The organism is Pseudomonas sp. GW821-FHT01E10 (genome assembly GCF_059422365.1).
On the sequence record NZ_JBWKWT010000007.1, the window covers coordinates 18,315 to 41,551 of the forward strand.

A 23,237-nucleotide genomic window follows, 5' to 3' on the forward strand; every position below is an offset into this window, starting at 1 on the left:
GTTCAGTCATGAACGGTCTCTCCGGTCTTCTTACTTTTGAACATATCCAGCGCGAGCATTACGGCACCGACAGAAATGGCGCTGTCAGCAAAGTTGAACGCCGGGAAATACCAGCGGTTCTGCCAGTGCACCAGAATGAAATCGATCACATGGCCCAAGGCAATGCGGTCGTACAGATTGCCCAGCGCGCCACCCAGCACCAAGGCAAGCGCAATCGCCAGCCAGGTGTCGTTGCGCCCCAGGCGCTTGAGCCAAATCACCAGCACCGCACTGACCACCACCGCGATCAAGGCAAACAACCAGCGCTGCCAGCCGGAGCTGTCAGCCAGGAAGCTGAACGCCGCACCGGTGTTGTAGGCCAGGGTCCAGCTGAACAAATCGGGGATCACCACGATTTGCTGGTACATCTCGAGCTTGCCTTCGAAGTAGAACTTGCTGGCCTGGTCAATGACCAGGACCAGCAAACTCAACCAGAGCCAGCTCAGCCGTCCGAAACGGCCAGCCGCATTAGGCATAGTGACGAACCTCGCCCGCGCCGCTGATGTTGTCGACACAACGACCGCAGATTTCCGGATGTTCCGGGTTCACACCGACGTCTTCACGGCAGTGCCAGCAGCGGGCGCACTTGACGTGAGCCGACTTGACGATCTTGAGCTTCAGGCCGCTGACTTCGGTGACCACGGCATCGGCCGGTGCCTGCACCAATGGCGCAACACTGGCGGTCGAAGTGATCAGCACGAAACGCAGTTCGTTGCTCAGCTTGGCCAGGTCGGCGCTCAGCGCGTCTTCGGCGAACAGCGTCACTTCGGCTTGCAGGTTGCCACCGACGGCCTTGGCTGCACGCTGGATTTCCATTTCCTTGTTGACCGCAACCTTGACCGCCATGATCCGGTCCCAGTAAGCGCGATCCAGCTCGAAGCCTTCCGGCAGTTCGCTCAGGCCTTCGTACCAGGTGTTGAGCATCACAGACTCGTTACGCTCGCCCGGCAGGTATTGCCACAGCTCGTCGGCGGTGAACGCCAGGATCGGCGCGATCCAGCGCACCAGCGCTTCGGAGATGTGGAACAGCGCAGTCTGGCACGAACGACGGGCCTTGCTGTCGGCGCCAGTGGTGTACTGGCGGTCCTTGATGATGTCCAGGTAGAAACCGCCCAACTCCTGCACGCAGAAGTTGTGGATCTTGGAGTAAACGTTCCAGAAACGGTATTCGCCGTAGTGTTCCTGCAGCTCGCGTTGCAGCAACAGCGTGCGATCCACGGCCCAACGGTCCAGGGCGAGCATTTCTTCGGCCGGCAGGAGGTCGGTGGCCGGGTTGAAACCGGTCAGGTTGGAAAGCAGGAAACGCGCGGTGTTACGGATGCGCCGGTAGGCGTCCGCACTGCGTTGCAGGATCTGCTCGGAAACCGCCATCTCACCCGAGTAGTCGGTAGACGCTACCCACAGACGCATGATGTCGGCGCCCAGGGTGTCGTTGACCTTCTGCGGCGCGATCACGTTGCCCAGGGACTTGGACATTTTGCGACCGGATTCGTCGACGGTGAAACCGTGGGTCAGCAGCTCGCGGTACGGTGCGTGGTCGTCGATGGCGCAACCGGTCAGCAACGACGAGTGGAACCAGCCGCGGTGCTGGTCCGAGCCTTCCAGGTACAGGTCGGCGCGAGGGCCGGTCTCGTGGCCCATCGGGTGCGAACCGCGCAGGACGTGCCAGTGCGTGGTGCCCGAGTCGAACCAGACGTCCAGGGTGTCGCTGATCTTGTCGTACAGCGGCGCTTCGTCACCGAGCAACTCAGCGGCGTCCATCTTGAACCAGGCTTCGATGCCTTCGACTTCGACGCGCTGGGCGACGATTTCCATCAGTTCGACGGTGCGTGGGTGCAGTTCGCCGCTTTCCTTGTTCAGGAAGAACGGGATCGGCACGCCCCAGTTGCGCTGACGGGAGATGCACCAGTCCGGACGGTTGGCGATCATCGAGTGCAGGCGCGCCTGGCCCCAGGCCGGGACGAATTTGGTGTCTTCGATGGCTTTGATCGCGCGTTTGCGCAGGGTGTCGCCCGCTGCTGGCTCTTTGTCCATGCCGATGAACCACTGCGCGGTGGCGCGATAGATCAGCGGGGTCTTGTGACGCCAGCAATGCATGTAGCTGTGTTCGATGGTGGTGGTGTGCAGCAGCGCGCCGACTTCGGTCAGTTTATCGACGATGGCGGGGTTGGCCTTCCAGATGAACTGGCCGCCGAAGAACTCCAGCGATGGCACATACACGCCATTGCTTTGCACCGGATTGATGATGTCATCGTTGACCATGCCGTACTTCTTGCAGGTCACGAAGTCGTCTACGCCGTAGGCTGGCGAGGAGTGAACCACGCCGGTGCCCGCGCCCAGCTCAACGTAGTCGGCCAGGTAAACCGGCGACAGGCGATCGTAGAACGGGTGACGGAAGTTGATCAGTTCCAGCGCTTTACCGGTGGTGGTGGCGATCACTGAACCTTCCAGGCTGTAGCGGGCCAGGCAGGACTCGACCAATTCTTCAGCCAGTACCAGCAGCTTGTCGCCGACGTCGACCAGGGCGTAGTTGAACTCCGGGTGAACGTTCAGCGCCTGGTTGGCCGGGATAGTCCACGGAGTGGTGGTCCAGATCACGATCGAAGCAGGTTTGCCCAACGACGGCAGACCGAACGCGGCAGCCAGCTTGGCTTCGTCGGCGATCGGGAAGGCCACGTCGATGGTCGCGGACTTTTTGTTCTCGTACTCGACTTCCGCTTCAGCCAGGGCCGAACCGCAGTCAAAGCACCAGTTCACAGGCTTCAGGCCCTTGAACACGAAGCCAGCCTTGACGATTTCCGCCAGGGCGCGGATTTCACCGGCCTCGTTTTTGAAGTCCATGGTCTTGTACGGGTTGGCGAAGTCGCCCAACACGCCCAGACGGATGAATTCGGACTTCTGGCCTTCGATCTGCTCGGTGGCGTAGGCACGGCACAGTTCGCGGGTCTTGTCGGCGCCCAGGTTCTTGCCATGGGTCACTTCGACTTTGTGCTCGATCGGCAGGCCGTGGCAGTCCCAGCCCGGAACATAAGGTGCGTCGAAACCCGACAGGGTTTTCGAGCGGATGATCATGTCCTTGAGAATCTTGTTCAGCGCATGACCGATGTGAATCGTGCCGTTGGCGTACGGAGGACCGTCGTGCAGTACGAACTTCGGACGATCCTTGCCAATCTCGCGCAACTTACCGTACAGGCCAATGCTGTCCCAGCGCTGCAGAATCTGCGGTTCGCGCTGAGGCAGGCCGGCCTTCATTGGGAAGGCGGTGTCCGGAAGGTTTAGCGTGGCTTTATAGTCGGTCATTTAAGGCTCTTCATTAGCGATTGGCGCTAGGTGCGACAGGGCACGGGCGGCGGCGATATCCGCATTGATCGCCGTCTTAAGCGCCTCCAGAGAGGCGAAACGCTGCTCTTCACGCAGCTTGTGGTGGAAAACCACCGTCAAACGCCGGTCATACAGATCGCCGGCAAAATCTAAAAGGTGCACTTCGAGGTGAGCTTTGCCATCCCCTTCGACCGTTGGCCGCACACCAATATTGGCGACGCCTGGCCAGGTCTTGCCATCGATGTCGACGCTGACCAGGTAAACCCCGCTCAACGGCACACGACGACGCTTGAGTTGTACGTTGGCCGTGGGCGTACCCAACTGGCGCGCCAGCTTCTGGCCATGCAGGACCCGACCGGCAATCCGGTACGGGCGACCGAGCAGTTGCTCGGCCAAGGCGAAATCGGCAGCGGCCAGGGCATTGCGGACCTGAGTGCTGCTGACACGAATGCCGTCCAGCTCGACGGTCTGCGCCGCTTCGACGGTAAAGCCCTGAAGGACGCCGGCCTGTTGCAAGTAGTCGAAATCCCCCAACCGGTCGCAGCCAAATCGGAAATCGTCACCGACTTCCAGATGCTGCACCCCGAGGCCGTCCACCAGAATGGTATCGACGAACTCTCTGGCGCTGAGTTTGCTCAGGCGATGGTTGAAAGCCAGGCACAACACCCGGTCGACACCCTCTTCGGCCAGCAGCTGCAGTTTGTCCCGCAAACGGGCCAGACGGGCCGGGGCGGTGTCCGGAGCGAAGAACTCCCGCGGCTGCGGCTCGAAAATCACCACGCAGCTGGGCACGCCCAACTCGAGCGCACGCTCTCGCAGCCGGACCAGGATAGCCTGGTGGCCACGGTGAACACCGTCAAAGTTGCCAATAGTGGCGACACAGCCCCGATGCTGGGGGCGCAGGTTGTGGAGACCTCGAACCAGCTGCATAACGCGCTTCTTGCTCATAAAGTGGTCGATTATAACCACACCCGGCGGCCGACGACAGGCAACACCGTAACCCAAAGTAATCGAGCCGACAAAACTGCCGGTTCGCCCATGATTATCGAGATAACGTCTTCAGCTCAAGGCCTTGCGATTGAAGTCGCGCAAACGGAAGCCCATCAACAGCAACATGCCGAAATACGCCACGACGCCTGCGATCACCAATGCACCCAGACGCAGCAGTCGCTCAAGCATAGGCCCCTGCCCCCAGGCCGGCATAAAGTGCATCGCACCCAGCAATACTGCAGACATCACCGCTACCGCCACCAGCAATTTGAGCCCGAACTTCGCCCAGCCCGGTTGCGGCTGATACATCTGCTGCTTGCGCAATTGATAAAACAGCAAACCGGCGTTGATGCAGGCACCCGCGCTGATGGCAAGGGCCAGGCCGGCGTGCGCCAGCGGACCGATCAGCACCAGGTTGAACAGCTGAGTGACGATCAGGGTGAAAATCGCGATTTTCACCGGAGTGCGGATGTTTTGTTGCGCATAGAAGCCCGGCGCCAGCACTTTGATCACGATAATCCCCAGCAAGCCGACGGAATAAGCGATCAACGCGCGTTGAGTCATGGCCGCATCGAAAGCACTGAACTGGCCATACTGGAACAGTGAAGCCGTCAGTGGTTCAGACAGAATCCCCAGCGCCAGGGAACACGGCAACACCAGCATGAAGCACAGGCGCAGCCCCCAATCGAGGATTCGCGAGTATTCGTGGCGATCCTGGCTGGCATAGGTCTTGGCCAGGGTCGGCAACAAAATCGTGCCCAGCGCCACACCCAGCACGCCGGATGGCAATTCCATCAGGCGGTCGGCGTAATACATCCAGGACACGGAGCCGGCCACCAGAAACGAGGCAAAAATAGTATTGATGATCAGCGAAATCTGACTCACCGAAACGCCGATGATCGCGGGCAGCATCTGTTTCATGACCCGCCAGACACCGCTATCGCGCAGGTTCAAACGCGGCAGTACCAGCATGCCGATTTTTTTCAGGTGCGGCAGTTGATAGAGCAGCTGCGCCAGCCCACCCACCAGAACGGCCCAGCCCAGCGCCATCACCGGCGGATCGAAATACGGCGTCAGGAATACCGCAAAGATGATCATGCTGACATTGAGCAGGGTCGGCACGAAGGCCGGCACCGAGAAGCGGTTCCAGGTGTTGAGGATCGCCCCGGCCAGCGACGACAGGGAGATCAGCAATATATAAGGGAAAGTGACCCGCAGCAGATCGGTTGTCAGCCGGAATTTTTCAGGAGAATCGACGAAACCCGGTGCCGTGGCCCAGATAACCCAGGGGGCGGCGAGCATGCCCAACGCAGTGACCAGCGCCAGTACCAGTGTCAGCAGGCCTGAGACGTAGGCAATGAAGGTTCGCGCCGCCTCCTCGCCCTTTTGGCTTTTGTATTCGGCAAGAATCGGCACAAACGCCTGGGAAAATGCCCCTTCGGCGAAGATCCGCCGCAGCAGATTGGGCAGCTTGAAGGCGATAAAGAAGGCGTCAGTCGCCATTCCGGCACCAAATGCACGGGCGATTAGAGTGTCACGAACAAACCCCAACACCCGGGAAAGCATCGTGATAGAGCTGACAGCGGCCAACGATTTGAGCAGATTCATTGAAAGAGTTTGTGCCTGTCGATAAACAGCAGGCGAACAACGCGCCCACTTATGCGATACTCCGCGCCGCAACAGCACAGAGCCAAAGCTCGCGAGTTTACAGGTCGCGCGCCGGAAAGAAATATCCAGCGCACCGTCCCCTTGAAAACGTAGCGAGCGAAGGCAAGACAAGGCGAAAGCAGGCGAGAAAGCGGAGTTGACTTTAGTCAATGAGCATTTCGAGTCTGCTTTCAACGCTGTATTGCCGAGCGCAGTAGTTTTCATGGGGCCGGAACCGGCCACTTAGCGGAACGTCTCTTCCGCCCTTGACAAGACATCAACTCATCGGCATGATTCGCGGCCTATTTTGTTTGCTATTTCCTAAAAAGTCTTTCGAGGAGCTCGACGGTGGCCAACACACCTTCCGCCAAAAAACGTGCAAAACAGGCTGAGAAGCGTCGCAGCCACAACGCCAGCCTGCGTTCCATGGTTCGTACCTACATCAAGAATGTAGTTAAAGCCATCGACGCAAAAGACGCTGCTAAAGCTCAAGCTGCTTACGTTCTGGCCGTGCCAGTTATCGACCGTATGGCCGATAAAGGCATCATCCACAAGAACAAAGCTGCTCGCCATAAGAGCCGCCTGAATGGCCACGTCAAGGCCCTGAACGTTGCCGCTGCTGCCTAAGCGACGCGCTCGTTAAAAAACCGACCTCAGGGTCGGTTTTTTATTGCCTGCGATTTATTAAATACAATGCAAAAAAAATGTGGGAGCAAGCAGACTCACCCCCACACCTGGACCTTCGTTATCTTACTGAGCGTGCGTCCACGGCAGAATCGGAATTGCCGTCACTGCATTCTGCGGACTGCCCTCGATCAAGCGATCGCTGTAGACCAGATACACCAGGGTATTGCGCTTCTTGTCGAGGAATCGCACTACCTGCATAGTCTTGAATACCAGCGAGGTGCGCTCCTTGAATACCTCCTCGCCATCCTTGAGCTCACCCTTGAAGCTGATCGGCCCGACCTGGCGACATGCAATAGACGCCTCGGCGCGATCCTCGGCCAATCCCAGACCACCTTTCACGCCACCCGTCTTGGCACGCGACAAGTAACAGGTCACGCCCTCCACTTTCGGATCATCAAACGCCTCGACAACAATACGGTCGTTCGGGCCAACGAATTTGAACACCGTCGACACCTGGCCAATTTCCTCGGCCGAGGCCAGCAACGGCATCGCCAACAACAAGCCCAATAATCCTTTTGCCACACGCATTCAGGTATTCCTTCAGACCAGAATCAGGTTATCCCGGTGAACCAGCTCCGGCTCCGCCATGTAACCCAACAGACCGATAATCGCCTCAGACGACTGACCGATGATTTTTTGTGCTTCCAGAGCACTGTAGTTAGCCAGGCCACGAGCGATTTCACGACCGTCCGGCGCCACACAGACCACCATTTCGCCGCGACGGAAGCTGCCCTGGACCAGCTTTACACCTACCGGCAGTAAACTTTTGTTGCCCTGAGACAGCGCGGTCACCGCACCCGCGTCCAGCACCAGCGTGCCGCGAGTCTGCAGATGCCCGGCCAGCCACTGTTTGCGGGCCGCCAGCATGCCGCGCTCAGGCGACAGCAAAGTGCCGATGCGCTCGCCAGCCTTGAGGCGATCCAGCACTCGCTCAATACGCCCACCAACGATGATGGTGTGCGCACCAGAGCGCGCCGCCAGACGCGCAGCGCGCAGCTTGGTCTGCATGCCGCCACGCCCCAGCGCACCACCAGTACCACCGGCTACCGCATCGAGCGCCGGATCGTCGGCCCGCGCCTCATAAATCAGCTTGGCGTCGGGATTGTTGCGTGGATCAGCATCGAACATGCCATCGCGATCGGTGAGGATCACCAGCAAATCGGCTTCGACCAGATTCGCCACCAGCGCCGCCAACGTGTCGTTGTCGCCGAAACGGATTTCGTCAGTGACCACGGTGTCGTTTTCGTTGATCACCGGGATCACCTTCAACTCGACCAGCGCACGCAGGGTGCTACGAGCATTCAGGTAGCGCTTGCGGTCGGACAAATCGTCGTGAGTCAGGAGAATCTGTGCGGTATGCCGACCATGTTCGGCGAAGCTCGACTCCCAGGCCTGCACCAACCCCATCTGACCGATGGCGGCAGCCGCCTGCAACTCGTGCATCGCACTGGGTCGTGAGGTCCAGCCCAGACGGCTCATGCCCGCCGCCACTGCCCCGGAGGACACCAGCACCAGTTCAACGCCCGCCTCATGCAGGGCAACCATCTGCTCGACCCAGACACCCATTGCTGCGCGATCCAGGCCTTTGCCGTCCGCCGTCAGCAAAGCGCTGCCGATCTTCACGACCCAACGCTGCGCACCTGTCACCTTGCTCCGCATCATCTTCAACCTTAGCTTGAGGGCAGCGCGACCTGGCACTGCCCGTGACGTTATTCGTGGTTCTTCGTGACCAACAGTCGATTTCCAGATACTAAAACGCCGCTCCAGTGAGCGGCGCTTAAGTTTATCGCAACGAATCAGTCACGCACGTAAATGATTTCCGGACCGTCTTCGTCATCCACATCTTCTTCGTCCCAATCGTCGTCACCGATGTCATGGACCGACTTCACGCCGCTGCGGCGCAGAGCACGCTGATCGTCCAGCGCCTGCAACTGGGCGCGCGCTTCATCTTCGATGCGCTGATCGAGCTCAGCCAGCTCTTCCTTGTAGGCCGGGTCGTTAGCCAGGCGATCGGCGCGATCTTCCAGGTAACGCATGATGTCGTGGCACAGACGCTCGGTGCCTTGCTTGGCGATCGCCGAGATCACATAGACCGGACCAGTCCACTCCAGACGATCAACGATCTCCTTGACGCGAGCATCGTGCTCTTCCTCAAGGATCTGGTCACACTTGTTCAGCACCAGCCAGCGATCACGCTCGGCCAGGGACGGGCTGAACTTGGTCAGCTCGCTGACGATCACTTCAGCGGCATCCGGCGCACTGGTGTCATCCAGCGGCGCCATGTCGACGAGGTGCAGCAGCAGACGCGTACGCGACAAGTGCTTGAGGAAGCGAATCCCCAGGCCCGCGCCGTCGGAAGCACCTTCGATCAAGCCCGGAATATCCGCGACCACGAAGCTCTTCCAGCGATCGACACTGACCACACCCAGGTTCGGCACCAATGTGGTGAACGGGTAGTCGGCGACTTTCGGCTTGGCGGCCGACACCGAGCGAATGAAGGTACTTTTGCCGGCGTTCGGCAAACCGAGCAGACCGACGTCCGCCAACACCTTCATTTCCAGTTTCAGGTCGCGCTGCTCACCCGGCTTGCCCGGCGTAGTCTGGCGCGGCGCACGGTTGGTACTGGATTTGAAACGAGTGTTACCCAGACCGTGCCAGCCGCCCTGAACCACCATCAGCTTCTGGCCGGCCTTGGTCAGGTCGCCAATGACTTCCTGGGTGGCAGAGTCGATCACTGTGGTACCTACCGGCACCCGCAGGATCAGATCCTCACCTTTTTTGCCGGTGCAGTCGGTACTACCACCGTTGGAACCGCGCTCGGCATCGAAGTGGCGGGTGTAACGGTAGTCGACCAGGGTGTTCAGGTTTTCGTCGGCCATCATGTAGATGGAACCACCATCACCACCGTCGCCGCCGTTCGGGCCGCCGTTTTCGATGAATTTTTCTCGACGGAAACTCATGCAACCGTTGCCACCGTCGCCGGCCTTTACTCGAATCGATACTTCATCAACAAACTTCATAACAAAACGCCTCTCGCCATACGGACGAGCCGAAAAACAACCAAGACATAAGACTCTTGCAAAAATGAGCGCAGCGACCTCAATCAACGACCGCCAATACAGCGCTGGAGCCCATCACAAACAGCTTTGCAAGAGACTCACCCCACAAACGAAAAAGCCCCGTCGCAAGACAGGGCTTTTCCAGCGATCGCGCAATTAAGCTGCGACGACGCTCACGTAACGACGACCGAAGGCGCCTTTTACTTCAAACTTGATCACGCCTTCGATTTTCGCGAAGAGGGTGTGATCTTTACCCATACCAACGCCGTAGCCAGCGTGGAATTGGGTGCCGCGCTGACGCACGATGATGTTACCGGCCTTGATGACCTGGCCGCCATACATCTTGACGCCAAGGCGTTTGGCTTCTGAGTCGCGACCGTTACGGGTACTACCACCAGCTTTTTTGTGTGCCATGAGTTCAATTCTCCTAGTGAGGAATTAGGCTGATTAAGCCTGAATACCGGTGATTTTGATCTCGGTGTACCACTGGCGGTGGCCCATACGCTTCATGTGGTGCTTACGGCGACGGAACTTGATGATGCGGACTTTATCGTGACGACCTTGGGAGATCACTTCAGCCACAACGGTAGCGCCAGGAACAACTGGAGCGCCGATATTCACGTCGTCGCCATTGGCAACCAACAGAACGCGATCAAAAGTTACGGATTCGCCGGTAGCGATTTCCAGTTTTTCGATCTTCAGGTATTCACCTGGAGCAACTTTGTACTGCTTGCCACCAGTAACGATTACTGCATAAGACATGGTATTTCTCCGATAATCCTGCTCACCCAGCTCTTTATAAGAAGAGGTATTGGCTGGCATGGCTGCATAAGGCTGGAAGGCCTGTTTGCAATTGCGTAAGGCAGGTGCTGCCCAGGAAGTTCAGGGTGCGCGATTGTACGCAAGCTACTCTGGCGTTGCAAGTGGCCGTCCATCGCGCCTTGACAGGCCCGGACGTGGGTCCTAGCATGCCGCGCAACCCTTCTGGAGCAACTGTCGCTGATGCAACCCCAAGCTTTCTACCGCGCGGTGGCGGACGATTTTAGCGCCGTCGACGGCATCATCAAGAAGCAGCTGACTTCCCGAGTGCCGCTGGTATCGAAAATCGGCGACTACATTACCTCGGCTGGCGGCAAACGCCTGCGTCCCTTGCTCGTGTTGCTGTGCGGCAAGGCACTGGGCCGCGAAGGCGATGACCTGCGCCTGCTGGCCGCGACCATCGAGTTTCTGCACACCGCCACCCTGCTGCACGACGACGTCGTCGACATGTCCGGCATGCGCCGTGGCCGTTCGACCGCCAATGCCATGTGGGGCAACGCGCCGAGCGTGCTGGTGGGCGACTTCCTGTATTCGCGTTCTTTCGAAATGATGGTCGAACTGGGCTCCATGCCGGTAATGAAGATCCTTTCGCAAGCCACGCGCATCATCGCTGAAGGCGAGGTGCTACAGCTGTCGAAGGTCCGCGACGCCAGCACCACCGAAGAAACCTACATGGAAGTCATTCGCGGCAAAACCGCGATGCTCTTCGAGGCTTCGACCCACAGTGCCGCGGCCCTGGCCGGCGCCTCGCTGGAACAGAGCGAAGCGCTACGCACCTTCGGCGATCACCTGGGCGTGGCCTTCCAACTGGTCGATGACCTGCTGGACTACCGTGGCGACGCCGAGACCCTGGGCAAGAACGTCGGTGACGATCTGGCCGAGGGCAAGCCGACGCTGCCGCTGATCTACACCATGCGCGAAGGCACTCCGGAGCAGGCCGCACTGGTTCGTCAGGCGATCCAGAAAGGTGGCATCGAAGACCTGGAAAGCATTCGCGAAGCGGTCGAAGCTTCCGGCTCACTGGATTACACCGCGCAACTGGCCCGCGACTACGTGGCCCGTGCGATCAAGTGCCTCGGCGCCCTGCCCGCCAGCGAATACCGCGATGCGCTGGTGGAATTGAGTGAATTTGCGGTCGCTCGCACGCACTGATATTCATAGCAAATTCAAAAGATCGCAGCCCTCGGCAGCTCCACATGGGTACACCAAGGAGCTGCCGAAGGCTGCGATCTTTTGCTGTTCGCTCCCTCCTGCGATAAATCCCTATATAATGTGCGCTTTTTAGCCATCCTGAATCCAAGGAGCTTTAGTGAGCACGTTGCCACCCTGCCCGAAATGCAATTCCGAATACACCTACGAAGACGGCGCACAGCTGATCTGCCCGGAGTGCGCCCATGAGTGGTCCGCCACTGGCGAAGCCGAAGTAGCGTCCGACGATACCGTGAAAAAGGACTCGGTCGGCAATGTGCTGCAGGACGGCGATACCATCACCGTGATCAAGGACCTCAAGGTCAAAGGCACTTCCCTGGTGGTCAAGGTCGGCACCAAGGTCAAGAACATCCGCCTGTGCGATGGCGACCACGACATCGACTGCAAGATCGACGGCATCGGCCCGATGAAACTCAAATCCGAGTTCGTCAGAAAAGTCTGAGCCCGCTGTATTCCATCCCGCGCCCTGCGTGGGATGGTGCTTTGCCCTTCCCGCCTCACCCAGCACTCCTCGCAATAGCCAAACGCCAGCCGTTTTGACCTTACGCAATCCTTACCCGATAAAAAACGCAAACCGCCAATAGGCCCTTGCTATTTAATGAATAGGAATTATTCTCATTGAACCCAATCAATGGAGATGAGACCCATGACTTATTTGATCGATGCCTGGCTGGACCGCCCACATCCCTACCTCAGAATCCTGCATCGGGAAACCGGGGAAGTCTGTGCGGTGCTTGAAGAAGAAGCCTTGAACGAGCTGCAGGATCAGGGTGATCTGGACGTCAACGGCCTGAGTTCCAGCGAGCCGGTGGTGCTCAAGGAACTGGTGCGCAATCTGTTTCTGTTTTGCTATGCCCGGGCGTTGCGCCCGAGTCATGATCTGAATACCAAGTTCGAGGTATGAAGATCATTTGTAAAAATGCCGGAGCTGGCCCTGCAGGAGCGGGCCAGCTCCAACACCGGGATTACAGAACGTCGAGCAGTTCGACGTCGAATACCAGTACGCTGTGCGGCGGAATGCTGCCAACGCCTTGAGCGCCGTAAGCCAGTTCGCTCGGCACGTACAGACGCCATTTGCTGCCCGCGTTCATCAGTTGCAGGGCTTCGGTCCAGCCAGCGATAACGCCGCCTACCGGGAATTCTGCAGGCTGGCCGCGCTCGTAGGAGCTGTCGAACACAGTGCCGTCGATCAGAGTGCCGTGGTAGTGCGTGCGCACTTGATCTTCACGGGTTGGCTTGGCGCCTTCACCTTGAGTCAGCACTTCAAATTGCAGGCCCGAAGCCAGAGTAGTGATGCCTTCACGCTTGGCGTTTTCAGCCAGGAAAGCCAGGCCTTCGCCAGCAGCAGCTTCAGCCTTGGCAGCCGCTTCAGCTTGCATGATCTCGCGGATCACTTTGAAGCTGGCGGACATTTCTTCCTGACCCACACGGCTTGGCTTGCCGGCGAACGCGTCGGTCAGACCAGCCAGGATTGCGTCCAGGCTCACGCCCGGTGGCGGATTGTCACGCAGCTGGTCGCCCAACTGACGGCCAATGCCGTAGCTGACGCGGGTTTCATCGGTGGACAGATTTACTTCGGACATGACACTGCTCCGCTGTGCGGACGGCCCTGGAACTTGCCGTGCGTGCACAGCGCATCCCGGATCGCCCGGAATCAAAAGGGCGAGCAGACTAGCACAGATGCCGCCACGTTGATGAGCGGCGTCAGCCCTGTTACGCAGAACGGAAGGTGCTCGGTAATTTCGGACTTTCCTCGGCGCTGGTACCGCACATTTCATCATGGGCCGAGGTACATACAACGTTGAATGGCTTGGGACAGTCGTGAAGCACTTCACGCGCATGCTCGACCGACCGCAGCTGCAATGTCTCGCCATGAGCATCGAGCACTGGATGCGCCGCACCATGCATCCGAGCCTCCAGCACGTAGAACACGCCTTCCATCGAGATCAGGTTCAACTCATCGATCTTTCCGGCGATGGCAAACGCATTCAACTCTTGCAGGTTCATGAGCGCACCTCACGCAGTGGAGAGCCAGGGTTCTTACAGGGATATGCCTCGACGCGCCAAAGTACAAGCCACAAACGACACCGCCCGTCTGTTTCGCAACAGACGGGCGGTGCGGTGGACCGAGTAAGGACGGATCAGTGCTTGGTCAGCTTGTCCAGATAACCCATGGCAAACGCCGACACCACGAAGGTCATGTGGATGATCACGTACCACTGCAAATGCTCAGGATCGACGTTCTTGGCGTCCATGAAAATCCGCAGCAAGTGGATCGACGAAATTGCCACGATGGAAGCCGCGACCTTCATCTTCAACGAAGACGAATCCATGGTGCCCAACCAGTTGAGCTTCTCCTTGCTGTCGTCGATATCCAGTTCGGAAACGAAGTTCTCGTAACCGGAGATCATCACCATCACCAGCAAGCCGCCTACCAGCGCCATGTCGATCAGCGACAACAACACCAGAATCAGATCCGACTCGGCCATCGAGAACACGTTAGGGATGACGTGGATGACTTCCTGGAAGAATTTCAGTGCCAACGCCAGCAAGCCCAGCGACAAACCGAAATAGATCGGCGCCAGCAACCAGCGGGAGGCGTACATTGTATTTTCGATAAAGCGTTCCATTGAATCTCACACAAGGGGCTGGAAATGGCGGCGAGTATAACAGCCGCCTGTTACACCCAGAAACCGCCGGAAAATCCGCAACCTGCGTGTGTGTGACAAAGTTTTTCTGCTAGTGTCCAGATCAATGACAGGTCAGCGACATCGGACAGGAAAACTGGAAATGGATGTGCGATTGCCCTTAACGAGTGCAGGACTTTGCCTCGCATTGCTGCTCGGTGGTTGTTCACCCAGCGATGAGAAACGCCAGGTCAGCCTCGAAGAAAAGACCGCGCAGTTCGAAAAGTCTCTGGAGGCGATCAAGGATCCGAAACTCAAGGACGTCGTGACCGAACTCGGCGGTTCACTGCTGCTGCTCGAGCGAGCGCAACTCAAGCTCGACAGTAAACCGGTGGTCACCGAATACGGCGAAGATGCCCTCGCCGTATTCAAGCACTACCCCACGCCCCAGGCGCTGGTCGACACTTACATAAACGGGCTGTTCGTGCTGCACAAGGAGTCCAGCTCGGATTACCTGACCGATCTGCAACCAGTATTCCCCCTCCACTTCAACGCCCCTGGCGCATTCCTTTTCCCTCATGACCTGGAATGGCAATCGGTGACCCTCAGCAACAAGCGCGTCATCGCGTTTCAGCCGGAATGGTCGGAAACCGATCCCGGCATTCAGCTGAGCCCGTCGAGCTCCAACCTGACCAACCCCGATGACTTGACGGTGACCTACCCCTTCATCGAAGGCCTGGGTGTGGACAAAAAGCACCTGCCACAACCAGTGAGCCTGCAAGGCAAGGTGGAGGTCATCGCCCCACGCCGAATCTACAGCTTCGACCTGACAAAAAAGGACGTCGGCCAGACGCGCACCAATGACAACCTCAGTGTCACGCTGCTGAAACTTGAAAAAAACCATGCCGAAATCGAATTCAGTAACAGCGCACCACCGGCCCCCGAGGTTCGCGATACACCGCCCAACTCGCTGATCGTTCAGGCCAGGGACAGCACCGGGCAATTCCTCTCGCGCTCGGGCGCGATCAATGAAACCGCCACGCAAATTGCGTTCTATCAAAAACAACTGGCGCAAATGCAACAGCAGAAAGCCTGGAGCGAAGCGTTCGAAAAACAGCTCGAGGACGACCAGCGTGCCTTTGAAAAACAACAAACCCGACAGTATGCCAAGGTGTACTTCAATGGACCGATCGACACGCTCGAAGTCAGCCTGCTGGATTTCTCGGCGGTCACGGTGACCCGCAAGAACCTGGACCTGCCAGTACGCCGCTTCGACCCGCACACGACGGAAAAAACCATCCAGCCACTGACCTTGCCCGTGGTGGTATACGACGACCAGGCTGCGACCTGGCTCAAGGGTGCGACGCTGGACGAGAACCAACTGAAAAAAAGCATCAGTATCAGCCAGTCGATCGACGACCCGAGCGCCGCGCGCATCGATTTCGATCACCCCAGAAGTTTCAATGATGAACTGCTCGGCACCTCGTTCAATCCCGGCGAAAGTCCCGTGACGTTCTTTACCCAAGACAGCAATGGCCGGCGCGATGGGCCGATCGAGCTGCCACCGGAGGCGTATCAGGTCGACCCGCTACGCGGCAGCATCACCTACGATCTGAATCTGTTTGCAGAAACTCCGGCCTACGCGGTGGGCTCCATGCCGCTGTTCCTGGCGACTGTCGACAAGCAAACCTACGACGCCCCCCAACTGCCCAAGGGCCTGACGCTCAAAGGGAATGAGTTGGTGGTTGATCTGAAGCTGTTCCCCGACCAGGATTGGCGCTTTTTCGCCAAGGACGACAGTGGCAACTATCTGAAGGAGATTCTTTCGGTCAGTCACGACGCGAACGCGCAAGGTCCGGGGTTATTCGCAGTGCATTACTTCTACGGCCAGCCCACACGTCTGGAAACTTATCAGCGAACCAACCTCACCACCGTGCAATACGGTTTCGAGGTCAAACTCGACAAGACCGAGCCAGGTAACCTGGATCAATAGCCTGGATCAGCCTTCAGGTCGAAACCCGGGACCGGCAAGGTTGTGGAAACGGCCACCGTTGATCTCTCGCAACTGGGCTTGCAGGTGCAGGCACCAGATTTGCGGGTCATCGGCCAGCTCGTAGCCATGCAGGGTCAGACTTTCGACGATGGTGTCGAGGATCGATTCAGCCACGACCGGCCCACGGAACGGGCCTTGAGCCTTGATGGCTGAAGGTTGCTCGCCGGCCATTCCGGCGGCAAAAAGCAAGGTCCACATGCCCGTATCTCCCGCCAGCGGGCGGATAGCACATTCGATACGGGTCACAAGGCCCAGGCATTGACGGGTGAGGCAGAGGTTGCGCGACATGGCGGCGACCCTCGGTAGATCCGGTATTCAGCCTCCACGGGAAGGCTGTCTCGATCCAGTGATAACTGTCGATATCCTTGAGCAGAGAATAGAAGAAAAGTTCAGCTCGCACGCGGCCCGCAGCCAGAAGGCGCCGAGTGGTCGCCGTGCAAATATTGACGCCAGAGATGTGACGAGGGGGCTTGCCCCGTTGGGCTGCGAAGCGGCCCCGAAATTAATCAGACAGACCTCATCGCCGATTTGACGACTGCTACGCAGCCGAACGGGGCGGTGCGGCGGTCCGACAAGCTCCCTCGCCACAGGGAGCCTCCTCAGTTTCGAGATTGACTCAGGCCGGTTTGACTTCCAGCAAGGCTTCCTGCGCCAACTCTTTTTCGGCCTCCTTGAGGTCTTCGTCGCTGACCATTTCCGCGATCACCCGCAAGCGTTCCACCACCCGCGCGTTGACGCTGCCCTCGGGAAAGTCGCCATTCTCATCCGGCGTACCGGCCGGCTCGCCGACCAGCAGGCTCAGGGCTTCGTCGGCCTGGCGCACCGCGTAGACATGGAACTGCCCCGCGCGCACCGCCGCCAGCACCTTCTCGTCAAGCATCAGCGTGGCGACGTTGGCCTGAGGAATGATCGCTCCCTGCTCGCCCGTCAGGCCGCGAGCCTCGCAGAGCCGGAAGAAGCCTTCGATCTTCTCGTTGACCCCGCCTACCGCCTGCACTTCACCGAACTGGTTGATCGAACCGGTAATCGCAAAGCACTGCTTGAGTGGAGTTTTCGACAAGGCCGAGATCAGCGTGCAGGCCTCGCCCAACGATGCGCTGTCGCCGTCGACGTAACCGTAGGACTGCTCCAGGGCGATGCTTGCGGAAATCGCCAACGGGAATTCCTGGGCATAGCGGCTGCCCAGGTACCCGGTGAGGATCATCACGCCTTTGGAGTGAATCGGCTGGCCGAGGTTGACCTCGCGCTCGATGTCGACGATGCCGCTGCCGCCCGGATACACCGTGGCGGAAATCCGCGCCGGTATCCCGAAGGCCGAATCGCCGACTTCCAGTACCGTCAGCCCGTTGCACTTGCCGACCGCCGCGCCATCGGTGTCGATCAGAATGATCCCGGCCAGCATGTCATCGAGAATCCGCGCCGAAACTCGTCCGGTACGGGTAGCCTTGGCCTTGAGCGCACGCTCGATGTGCCCGGCGTCAGTCATCTCGTCACCCGCCAGGTCGCGGATGAAATCCGCCTCGCTGACCAGTTGGAACAGATCGCCGATTCGCGCCGACAAACGTCCCTGGTGCTCGGCCAGACGTGCGCTGTAAGTCGCCAGACGCGCCACCGCATCCGCGGTCAGCGGCGCCATGCCTTCTTCCGAGGTACGGGTTTTGAGCAACTGGGCGAACTGCTCCAGGCTTTCGTCGACCATCGGAATGTCTTCGTCGAAATCCACCAGGACGCGGAACATCTCCTGGAAGTCCGGATCGAGGTCTTGCAGCGTGTAGTAGAGCTGCCGGGCGCCGATGATCACGACTTTGACCTGCAACGGAATGTGTTGCGGCGTCAGCGTCACGGTGGCCAGACGGCCCAGCTCACCCAGCGGGGATTCCATTTTCAGCTTGCGCGATTGCAAGGCACGCTTGAGCGCATCCCACACGAATGGCTCGCTGAGCATTTTTTCCGCTTCAAGGATCAGGAAACCGCCGTTGGCCCGGTGCAATGCACCCGGTCGCAACTGCCGATAGGTGGTGTAGAGCGCGCCCTGATCGGTGCTGTATTCGATGCGGCCGAACAGGTTGTCGTAGGTCGGGTGCGGCTCGAACACCACCGGCGCACCGCCGCTGTGCGGATGCCCGACCACCAGGCTCGGGGCGTATTGCTCTTCAAGCAATTTGCGGGCGATGGCGTCGGTCTTGCTGTCATCCACCAGTTGCTCGACCACCGTTTTGAGCAGGTACACCTGCATCGCTTGCAAGTAACCGCAAACCCCTGCGTTTTCCGCATACTTTTCCGACAGCGGCGCCAGCAAGGGCTGCAAGGCCAGGGTGATGGTTTCTTCGTTGAGCTGGCGCAGCTGATTGCTCGACTCGCGCTTCCATTGCGGCAGGCTGGCGAGCTCTTCGTTCAACCGCTCTTCGAGCCCGGAAATGTCATCGTGAAAGCGCTCGCGCTCGGCTTCCGGCAACTGGGCGAATTCCGCCTCATCCAGGGCCTTGCCTTCGCTCATCGGGGTGAAGGCAATGTTGCTGCTGTCGCGGTAGAGCGCGACGTCTTTCTCCAGCGCCAGACGCTCGATCACATCCAGCGCACGGTCATAACGCTGGTTGAACGCACGGTCGATGGCGCTTTTCTTCTGCTGGTAGGACGGGTGCTCGAATACTGCCGGAAAGGTCGCCAGCAGGTTGTCGATCAAGCCGTTGATGTCACCGATAAAAGCGCCGGCGGTGCCCGACGGCAATTCCAGGGCGCGAGGCTCGCGAGGCTCATCGAAATTATTGACGTAGACCCAGTCGGCCGGGGTCTGCAGGCGTTTGCCTTCGGCCTTGAGGTAGCGTTTGACGAACGAAAACCGGCCGGTGCCGGGCTCGCCCATGACGAACACGTTGTAACCGGGGCGCGGCATGGCCACACCGAACTGCAAGGCTTCGACCGCACGTTCCTGGCCAAGCACACCGCGGAAGGGCTCCAGATCATTGGTGGTAGAGAAGCTGAACTGTTCAGCGGAAAACGGACGGGTCAGCGCTTCAGGCGCTAGACGCAAGCTGGCAGCAACAGGATCAGGCATCGGGCTTCCTTACATCAGGCGGGGCAGATAACGGCATTCTGGCGCTGCCCGTACCCACTGGCAAGGCGCACCTCAAGCCAAAGCTTAGACAAGCCCCCATCCACGGGCCGCGCGGGTCAAAATCAAGGTTTTCAGGGAATGTTTCGCAAAAAATCACGGAACCCCTGGAACCTGCCTAAACTCCAAACTGCGCGGCTGGAACGAATAACCGGCCCACTGGCACCATTAGGGGCCAGCACCCTGTCCATTGGTATGCACACAAAGAGAACATAGCTATGAAACGGATTCTTCTTGGTACTCTCTTCACCGTTGTATCCATCAACGCCATGGCTCAGGCGCCAGGCGGTCCGGACTGCGGTTGGGGCAACATGCTGTTCGAAGGTCAGCGTGGCACCCCGGCACACTTCCTGGCATCCACCACCAACGGCACCTCCGGTAATGCAACTTTCGGCATGACCTCCGGCACCAACGGTTGCTCGACCAATGCGGCGCTGACCTATGGCGGCAAATCCTGGATTGCCATGAATGGCATGATGAACGAGCTGTCCGAAGACATGGCTAAAGGTCAGGGCGAAGCGCTGACCACTTACGCCGTGGTACTGGGCGTGGCGCCGGAAGACCGTGCGCACTTCGCCGCCGTGACTCATCAACACTTCCAGCAAATTTTCAGCAAGGCTGACGTGACCGCTGAAGACGTGCATACCAATACCCTGGCCGTATTGAAGAACGATCCTCGTCTGGCCAAGTACGCCACTCAAGCTTAAGCTCGACCCGTCCCGCTCTCTTTGGGGAGCGGGTTTTATTTTTGACCCCGGCCCTTTTGGCCTGCCCCTTTGGGTCTTTGTTACTTTCGACTTAAGTTGCTCACTATGCTCAAACGCCTTGCCTGGCTGGCGCTCTGTGTCTGCGCCCCGCTGTCCGCCGCGCCCCACATCGACAATCAACGTTTGCAGCAACTGGCCAACGACCCCTTCTGGATTTCCCTGGGTCATTACGAAACCGCCAAGCTCGGTGGCTGGCGCAGCTATGTCAGCGACAAGAAATTCTTTCTCGCCTCCGATGGCAACGAACACCCCGACCGCGAACTGGCGGCGACCGTACAGGCGCTGTATGCCCCGGCCAGTGCCGGCGAGCAGCATGCGCAATGCGTCTATCCGGCCCGTACTCGCTGGCTCAAGGCGCAACTTGACCTGACGGATCTGCCGTCGCTGGACTGTGCTGAATTCAAGCAATGGTTCAAGGACGTTTCGCCCCACAGTGCGGTGATGATTTTCCCGGCCGCTTACCTGAACAGCCCGTCGTCGATGTTCGGCCATACCTTGCTGCGCATCGATCAGGCCGATGTGCAGCGCGACAAGACCTCGCTGCTCAGTTACGCGATCAACTTCGGCGCCTACATCGAAGGGTCGGACAACAGCATTTTGTATGCGTGGAAAGGCCTGATGGGTGGTTATCCAGGGCTGTTTGCACTGGTGCCCTATCAGGAAAAACTCTCGGAATACCGTAACCTCGAAAACCGCGACCTGTGGGAATACCGCCTGAACCTGACCCAGCAGGAAACCGAGCGCATGGTCGAGCATGTCTGGGAGCTCAAGCAGATCCAGTTCGACTACTTCTTCTTCGATGAAAACTGCTCCTATCGCCTGCTTGAGCTGCTGCAGGTGGCGCGGCCGGGCCTGAAGCTGACCGATCAGTTCCCGTTGACCGCCATTCCCACCGACACCGTCAAAGCGGTGAAACAGGCCGGGCTGGTGGAGTCGATCGAATATCGCCCGTCCCGCGAGCGTGAACTGCTGAGCCGCGCGCAGCCGTTGACCGATGAAGAGCAGCAGTGGGTGCTGAAAATCAGCGCCGATCAGAAGCAATTGCAGGAACCGGCGTTCAAGGCGCAACCGCGCGAGCGTCAGGCGTTGATCATCGACGCGGCCTATCGTCTGGAGCGTTATCGCGCCAACGGCCAGGAACGTGACCCGCAACGGGCTCAGCGCAGTTTCGAATTGCTGCGCGCGATCAATCAGAACCCGCCTCCTGAACTGGACATTGCGCGACCTGGCTTGCCCGAGGATGGCCACGAGTCCCGCACCTGGCAGGCCGGCATCGGCACCCGGGGTGACCAAGCCTTCGGCGAATATGGCCTGCGCATGGCCTACCACGACCTCAACGACAACGCCGAAAGCTTCCCCCTTGGCGCGCAGATCGAAATCCTGCAGATGAAGCTGCGCCAATACGAAGGCAATCACTGGCAGTTGCAGCAACTGGACCTGGCGACCATCCGCTCCCTGACCCCGCGCAACGCGCTGTTGCAGCCGCTGTCGTGGCAAGTCACCGGCGGCCTGGAGCGTGTGCCGGGCAAGCATGATGACGAAACCCTGGTCAGTCATGTCAACGGTGGTGGTGGCGGGACCTGGCAACTGAGCGACGACATGCTCGGGTTCGCCTTGGGCACCGTGCGCGTGGAGCACAACAACGACTTCGCGGGCTTCATTGCCCCGGCAGCGGGCTTCAACAGCGGTTTGCTGTGGAAAAACCCGCTGGGGAATTTCAGCCTGGAAGCCAAGGGCGATTACTTCACCAACGGCGAAGTGCGCCGGAGCATGAGCCTGAATCAGCAGTGGGAGTTGTCGCGCAACCTCGGGCTGCGCCTGAGTGCCCAACGCGAATTCAGCCACCTGGCATCACCTGAAAACGAAGTGATGCTTGAAGTGAAGTGGTATCACTATTGATCTTTTGACCCTTCTTTCACTCCCATCCGACAAATCCGCTTCTAGACTTCCCCTATAGGCCGTTGAACGGCCCTGGAGTCCGAGATGTGGCGTTGCGTGGGTGTGTTGGGGTTGTTGCTATTGGTTACAGGGTGCCAGTCGACTCACGAGGATCTGATCGCCAAAGGGTATCCGCCGGCGTTCGCCGATGGCTTCGATGACGGTTGCAGCAGTGGCCGGCAAGCCGCCGGGGCAATCACCGGTGAATTTCGCAAAAATGTCCCACGCTACCTCAAGGACAAGCAATACGCAGAAGGCTGGACCGATGGCTTGCGTCAATGCCAGGCCATGCGGGAAAGCGAGGATCGCAACGAGTACAGGGAACGCCATTGGGATGAGCGCGAAAGGGCCTGGCAACGAGAGAAAGACCGGGACGCCGCGCGAGCCTATCGCTCGCAATAAGTCGTTTACAGACATTCGTCGAAACTTAAAGCACGCGACCATGGCCCAAACCCTATAACGGGAGAACAACATGAGTCGCGCCTTCGTCAATGAAGATAACGCTGCCGCGCAAGCCGACCTGCCAGTCGAACGACAGGTCAGCGCGCAGCCCAATTACGTCACACCCGCCGGGCTCATGCAGCTTCAGGCGAAAGTCGCCGTGCTGCAAAGCCTGCTCGACGAGGAAAGCGCCAAAGGTGACCTGGCCGACAAGCAGCGCCAGGCCGACCTCGATCGCGACTGGCGCTACTTCAAGCAGCGCCTGCAAAGCGCACAGGTGGTCGCACAAGCCTCCTCGACCGACAAAGTGCAGATTGGCAATTGGGTGACCTTTGCCGACGAGCACGATCATGAACAGCGCGTGCAATTGGTCGGAGAAGACCAGGCGGATGCCGCCCATGGACTGATCAATTGGAGTTCACCGCTGGGACGGGCATTACTGGGTGCGCACGTAGGCGATGAAGTGTCGTGGAAGCGGCCGGTGGGGGATATGGTGATTGAGGTGCTGGCTATAGAGATCGGGTGAGT

General features: G+C 59.0%; 23 protein-coding genes. 9 read left to right on the plus strand and 14 right to left on the minus strand.

Annotated features, from left to right (window positions below; translation table 11 throughout):
• Window positions 1-2: 2 nt before the first annotated feature.
• The 4 genes from lspA to murJ all read right to left on the minus strand — a co-directional run bounded on the left by lspA (window position 3) and on the right by murJ (window position 5,958).
• Complete coding sequence (gene lspA / locus AC07V0_RS14635) at window positions 3-515, minus strand: signal peptidase II (protein ID WP_019581266.1); 513 nt, start codon at window positions 513-515, stop codon at window positions 3-5.
• A complete protein-coding gene (ileS, locus tag AC07V0_RS14640) occupies window positions 508-3,339 on the minus strand; it encodes an isoleucine--tRNA ligase (RefSeq protein WP_086945908.1) in 2,832 nt (943 codons plus the stop codon). The genes lspA and ileS overlap by 8 nt, the downstream gene beginning before the upstream one ends.
• Window positions 3,340-4,290, minus strand: coding sequence for a bifunctional riboflavin kinase/FAD synthetase (ribF, locus tag AC07V0_RS14645; RefSeq protein ID WP_018925885.1), 951 nt, complete (start codon window positions 4,288-4,290; stop codon window positions 3,340-3,342). It lies immediately after the preceding gene.
• A gap of 129 nt (window positions 4,291-4,419) precedes the next feature.
• Window positions 4,420-5,958 (minus strand): murein biosynthesis integral membrane protein MurJ, encoded by a 1,539-nt coding sequence (gene murJ, locus AC07V0_RS14650; protein ID WP_086945910.1) that lies wholly within the window; start codon window positions 5,956-5,958, stop codon window positions 4,420-4,422.
• 387 nt (window positions 5,959-6,345) lie between these two features.
• On the opposite strand from murJ, the gene rpsT reads away from it, so the two are divergent.
• Window positions 6,346-6,624 carry a 30S ribosomal protein S20 gene (gene rpsT / locus AC07V0_RS14655; protein WP_007901883.1) on the plus strand — a complete coding sequence of 93 codons (279 nt, stop codon included), beginning with the start codon at window positions 6,346-6,348 and terminating at the stop codon, window positions 6,622-6,624.
• 123 nt (window positions 6,625-6,747) lie between these two features.
• On the opposite strand, the gene AC07V0_RS14660 is transcribed toward rpsT, so the two are convergent.
• The 5 genes from AC07V0_RS14660 to rplU form a co-directional block, all read right to left on the minus strand.
• Entirely contained in the window at window positions 6,748-7,212 is a 465-nt protein-coding gene (locus AC07V0_RS14660; protein ID WP_018925883.1) for a CreA family protein, read from the minus strand.
• Between the two features lie 12 nt (window positions 7,213-7,224).
• Window positions 7,225-8,343 (minus strand): glutamate 5-kinase, encoded by a 1,119-nt coding sequence (gene proB, locus AC07V0_RS14665; protein WP_007938428.1) that lies wholly within the window; start codon window positions 8,341-8,343, stop codon window positions 7,225-7,227.
• A gap of 137 nt (window positions 8,344-8,480) precedes the next feature.
• Window positions 8,481-9,704 (minus strand): Obg family GTPase CgtA, encoded by a 1,224-nt coding sequence (cgtA, locus tag AC07V0_RS14670; RefSeq protein WP_018925882.1) that lies wholly within the window; start codon window positions 9,702-9,704, stop codon window positions 8,481-8,483.
• Between the two features lie 195 nt (window positions 9,705-9,899).
• Complete coding sequence (gene rpmA / locus AC07V0_RS14675; RefSeq protein WP_003228360.1) at window positions 9,900-10,157, minus strand: 50S ribosomal protein L27; 258 nt, start codon at window positions 10,155-10,157, stop codon at window positions 9,900-9,902.
• A 33-nt stretch (window positions 10,158-10,190) separates the two neighbouring features.
• The gene (gene rplU / locus AC07V0_RS14680; protein WP_007901869.1) at window positions 10,191-10,505 is read right to left on the minus strand and encodes a 50S ribosomal protein L21; all 315 of its coding nucleotides are present in this window, start codon (window positions 10,503-10,505) and stop codon (window positions 10,191-10,193) included.
• 240 nt (window positions 10,506-10,745) lie between these two features.
• Between rplU and AC07V0_RS14685 the strand changes: the two genes are divergently transcribed.
• From AC07V0_RS14685 to AC07V0_RS14695, 3 genes are all read left to right on the plus strand, one after another.
• Entirely contained in the window at window positions 10,746-11,714 is a 969-nt protein-coding gene (locus tag AC07V0_RS14685) for a polyprenyl synthetase family protein (RefSeq protein ID WP_018925881.1), read from the plus strand.
• Window positions 11,715-11,871: 157 nt separating this feature from the next.
• Window positions 11,872-12,213 (plus strand): zinc ribbon domain-containing protein YjdM, encoded by a 342-nt coding sequence (locus AC07V0_RS14690; protein ID WP_018925880.1) that lies wholly within the window; start codon window positions 11,872-11,874, stop codon window positions 12,211-12,213.
• Window positions 12,214-12,417: 204 nt separating this feature from the next.
• The gene (locus AC07V0_RS14695) at window positions 12,418-12,675 is read left to right on the plus strand and encodes a PA4570 family protein (protein WP_018925879.1); all 258 of its coding nucleotides are present in this window, start codon (window positions 12,418-12,420) and stop codon (window positions 12,673-12,675) included.
• A gap of 61 nt (window positions 12,676-12,736) precedes the next feature.
• Here the strand turns inward: AC07V0_RS14695 and bamJ are convergent, their stop codons facing one another.
• The 3 genes from bamJ to AC07V0_RS14710 form a co-directional block, all read right to left on the minus strand.
• Window positions 12,737-13,354, minus strand: coding sequence for a BamJ family beta-barrel-assembly machinery protein (bamJ, locus tag AC07V0_RS14700; RefSeq protein WP_007938433.1), 618 nt, complete (start codon window positions 13,352-13,354; stop codon window positions 12,737-12,739).
• 130 nt (window positions 13,355-13,484) lie between these two features.
• Window positions 13,485-13,778, minus strand: a complete 294-nt coding sequence (locus AC07V0_RS14705) for a DUF6482 family protein (RefSeq protein ID WP_018925878.1) — start codon at window positions 13,776-13,778, stop codon at window positions 13,485-13,487.
• A 134-nt stretch (window positions 13,779-13,912) separates the two neighbouring features.
• Window positions 13,913-14,401 (minus strand): TIGR00645 family protein, encoded by a 489-nt coding sequence (locus AC07V0_RS14710; protein ID WP_007938436.1) that lies wholly within the window; start codon window positions 14,399-14,401, stop codon window positions 13,913-13,915.
• A gap of 160 nt (window positions 14,402-14,561) precedes the next feature.
• Between AC07V0_RS14710 and AC07V0_RS14715 the strand changes: the two genes are divergently transcribed.
• Window positions 14,562-16,391: a hypothetical protein gene (locus AC07V0_RS14715; RefSeq protein WP_086945911.1), complete on the plus strand. Its 1,830-nt coding sequence runs from the start codon at window positions 14,562-14,564 to the stop codon at window positions 16,389-16,391.
• A 6-nt stretch (window positions 16,392-16,397) separates the two neighbouring features.
• Here AC07V0_RS14715 and AC07V0_RS14720 read toward each other — a convergent pair whose 3' ends face one another.
• Both AC07V0_RS14720 and AC07V0_RS14725 read right to left on the minus strand, forming a co-directional pair.
• A complete protein-coding gene (locus AC07V0_RS14720; protein WP_019581273.1) occupies window positions 16,398-16,739 on the minus strand; it encodes a PA4575 family protein in 342 nt (113 codons plus the stop codon).
• 328 nt (window positions 16,740-17,067) lie between these two features.
• Window positions 17,068-19,506, minus strand: coding sequence for a Lon protease family protein (locus AC07V0_RS14725; protein WP_018925874.1), 2,439 nt, complete (start codon window positions 19,504-19,506; stop codon window positions 17,068-17,070).
• Window positions 19,507-19,781: 275 nt separating this feature from the next.
• Between AC07V0_RS14725 and AC07V0_RS14730 the strand changes: the two genes are divergently transcribed.
• From AC07V0_RS14730 to AC07V0_RS14745, 4 genes are all read left to right on the plus strand, one after another.
• Window positions 19,782-20,270, plus strand: a complete 489-nt coding sequence (locus tag AC07V0_RS14730; protein WP_018925873.1) for a DUF3015 domain-containing protein — start codon at window positions 19,782-19,784, stop codon at window positions 20,268-20,270.
• Window positions 20,271-20,375: 105 nt separating this feature from the next.
• Window positions 20,376-22,229 carry an Lnb N-terminal periplasmic domain-containing protein gene (locus AC07V0_RS14735; RefSeq protein WP_086945912.1) on the plus strand — a complete coding sequence of 618 codons (1,854 nt, stop codon included), beginning with the start codon at window positions 20,376-20,378 and terminating at the stop codon, window positions 22,227-22,229.
• Between the two features lie 84 nt (window positions 22,230-22,313).
• Window positions 22,314-22,670: a hypothetical protein gene (locus AC07V0_RS14740; RefSeq protein WP_018925871.1), complete on the plus strand. Its 357-nt coding sequence runs from the start codon at window positions 22,314-22,316 to the stop codon at window positions 22,668-22,670.
• A 70-nt stretch (window positions 22,671-22,740) separates the two neighbouring features.
• Window positions 22,741-23,235 (plus strand): GreA/GreB family elongation factor, encoded by a 495-nt coding sequence (locus tag AC07V0_RS14745; protein ID WP_018925870.1) that lies wholly within the window; start codon window positions 22,741-22,743, stop codon window positions 23,233-23,235.
• Window positions 23,236-23,237: the final 2 nt, after the last annotated feature.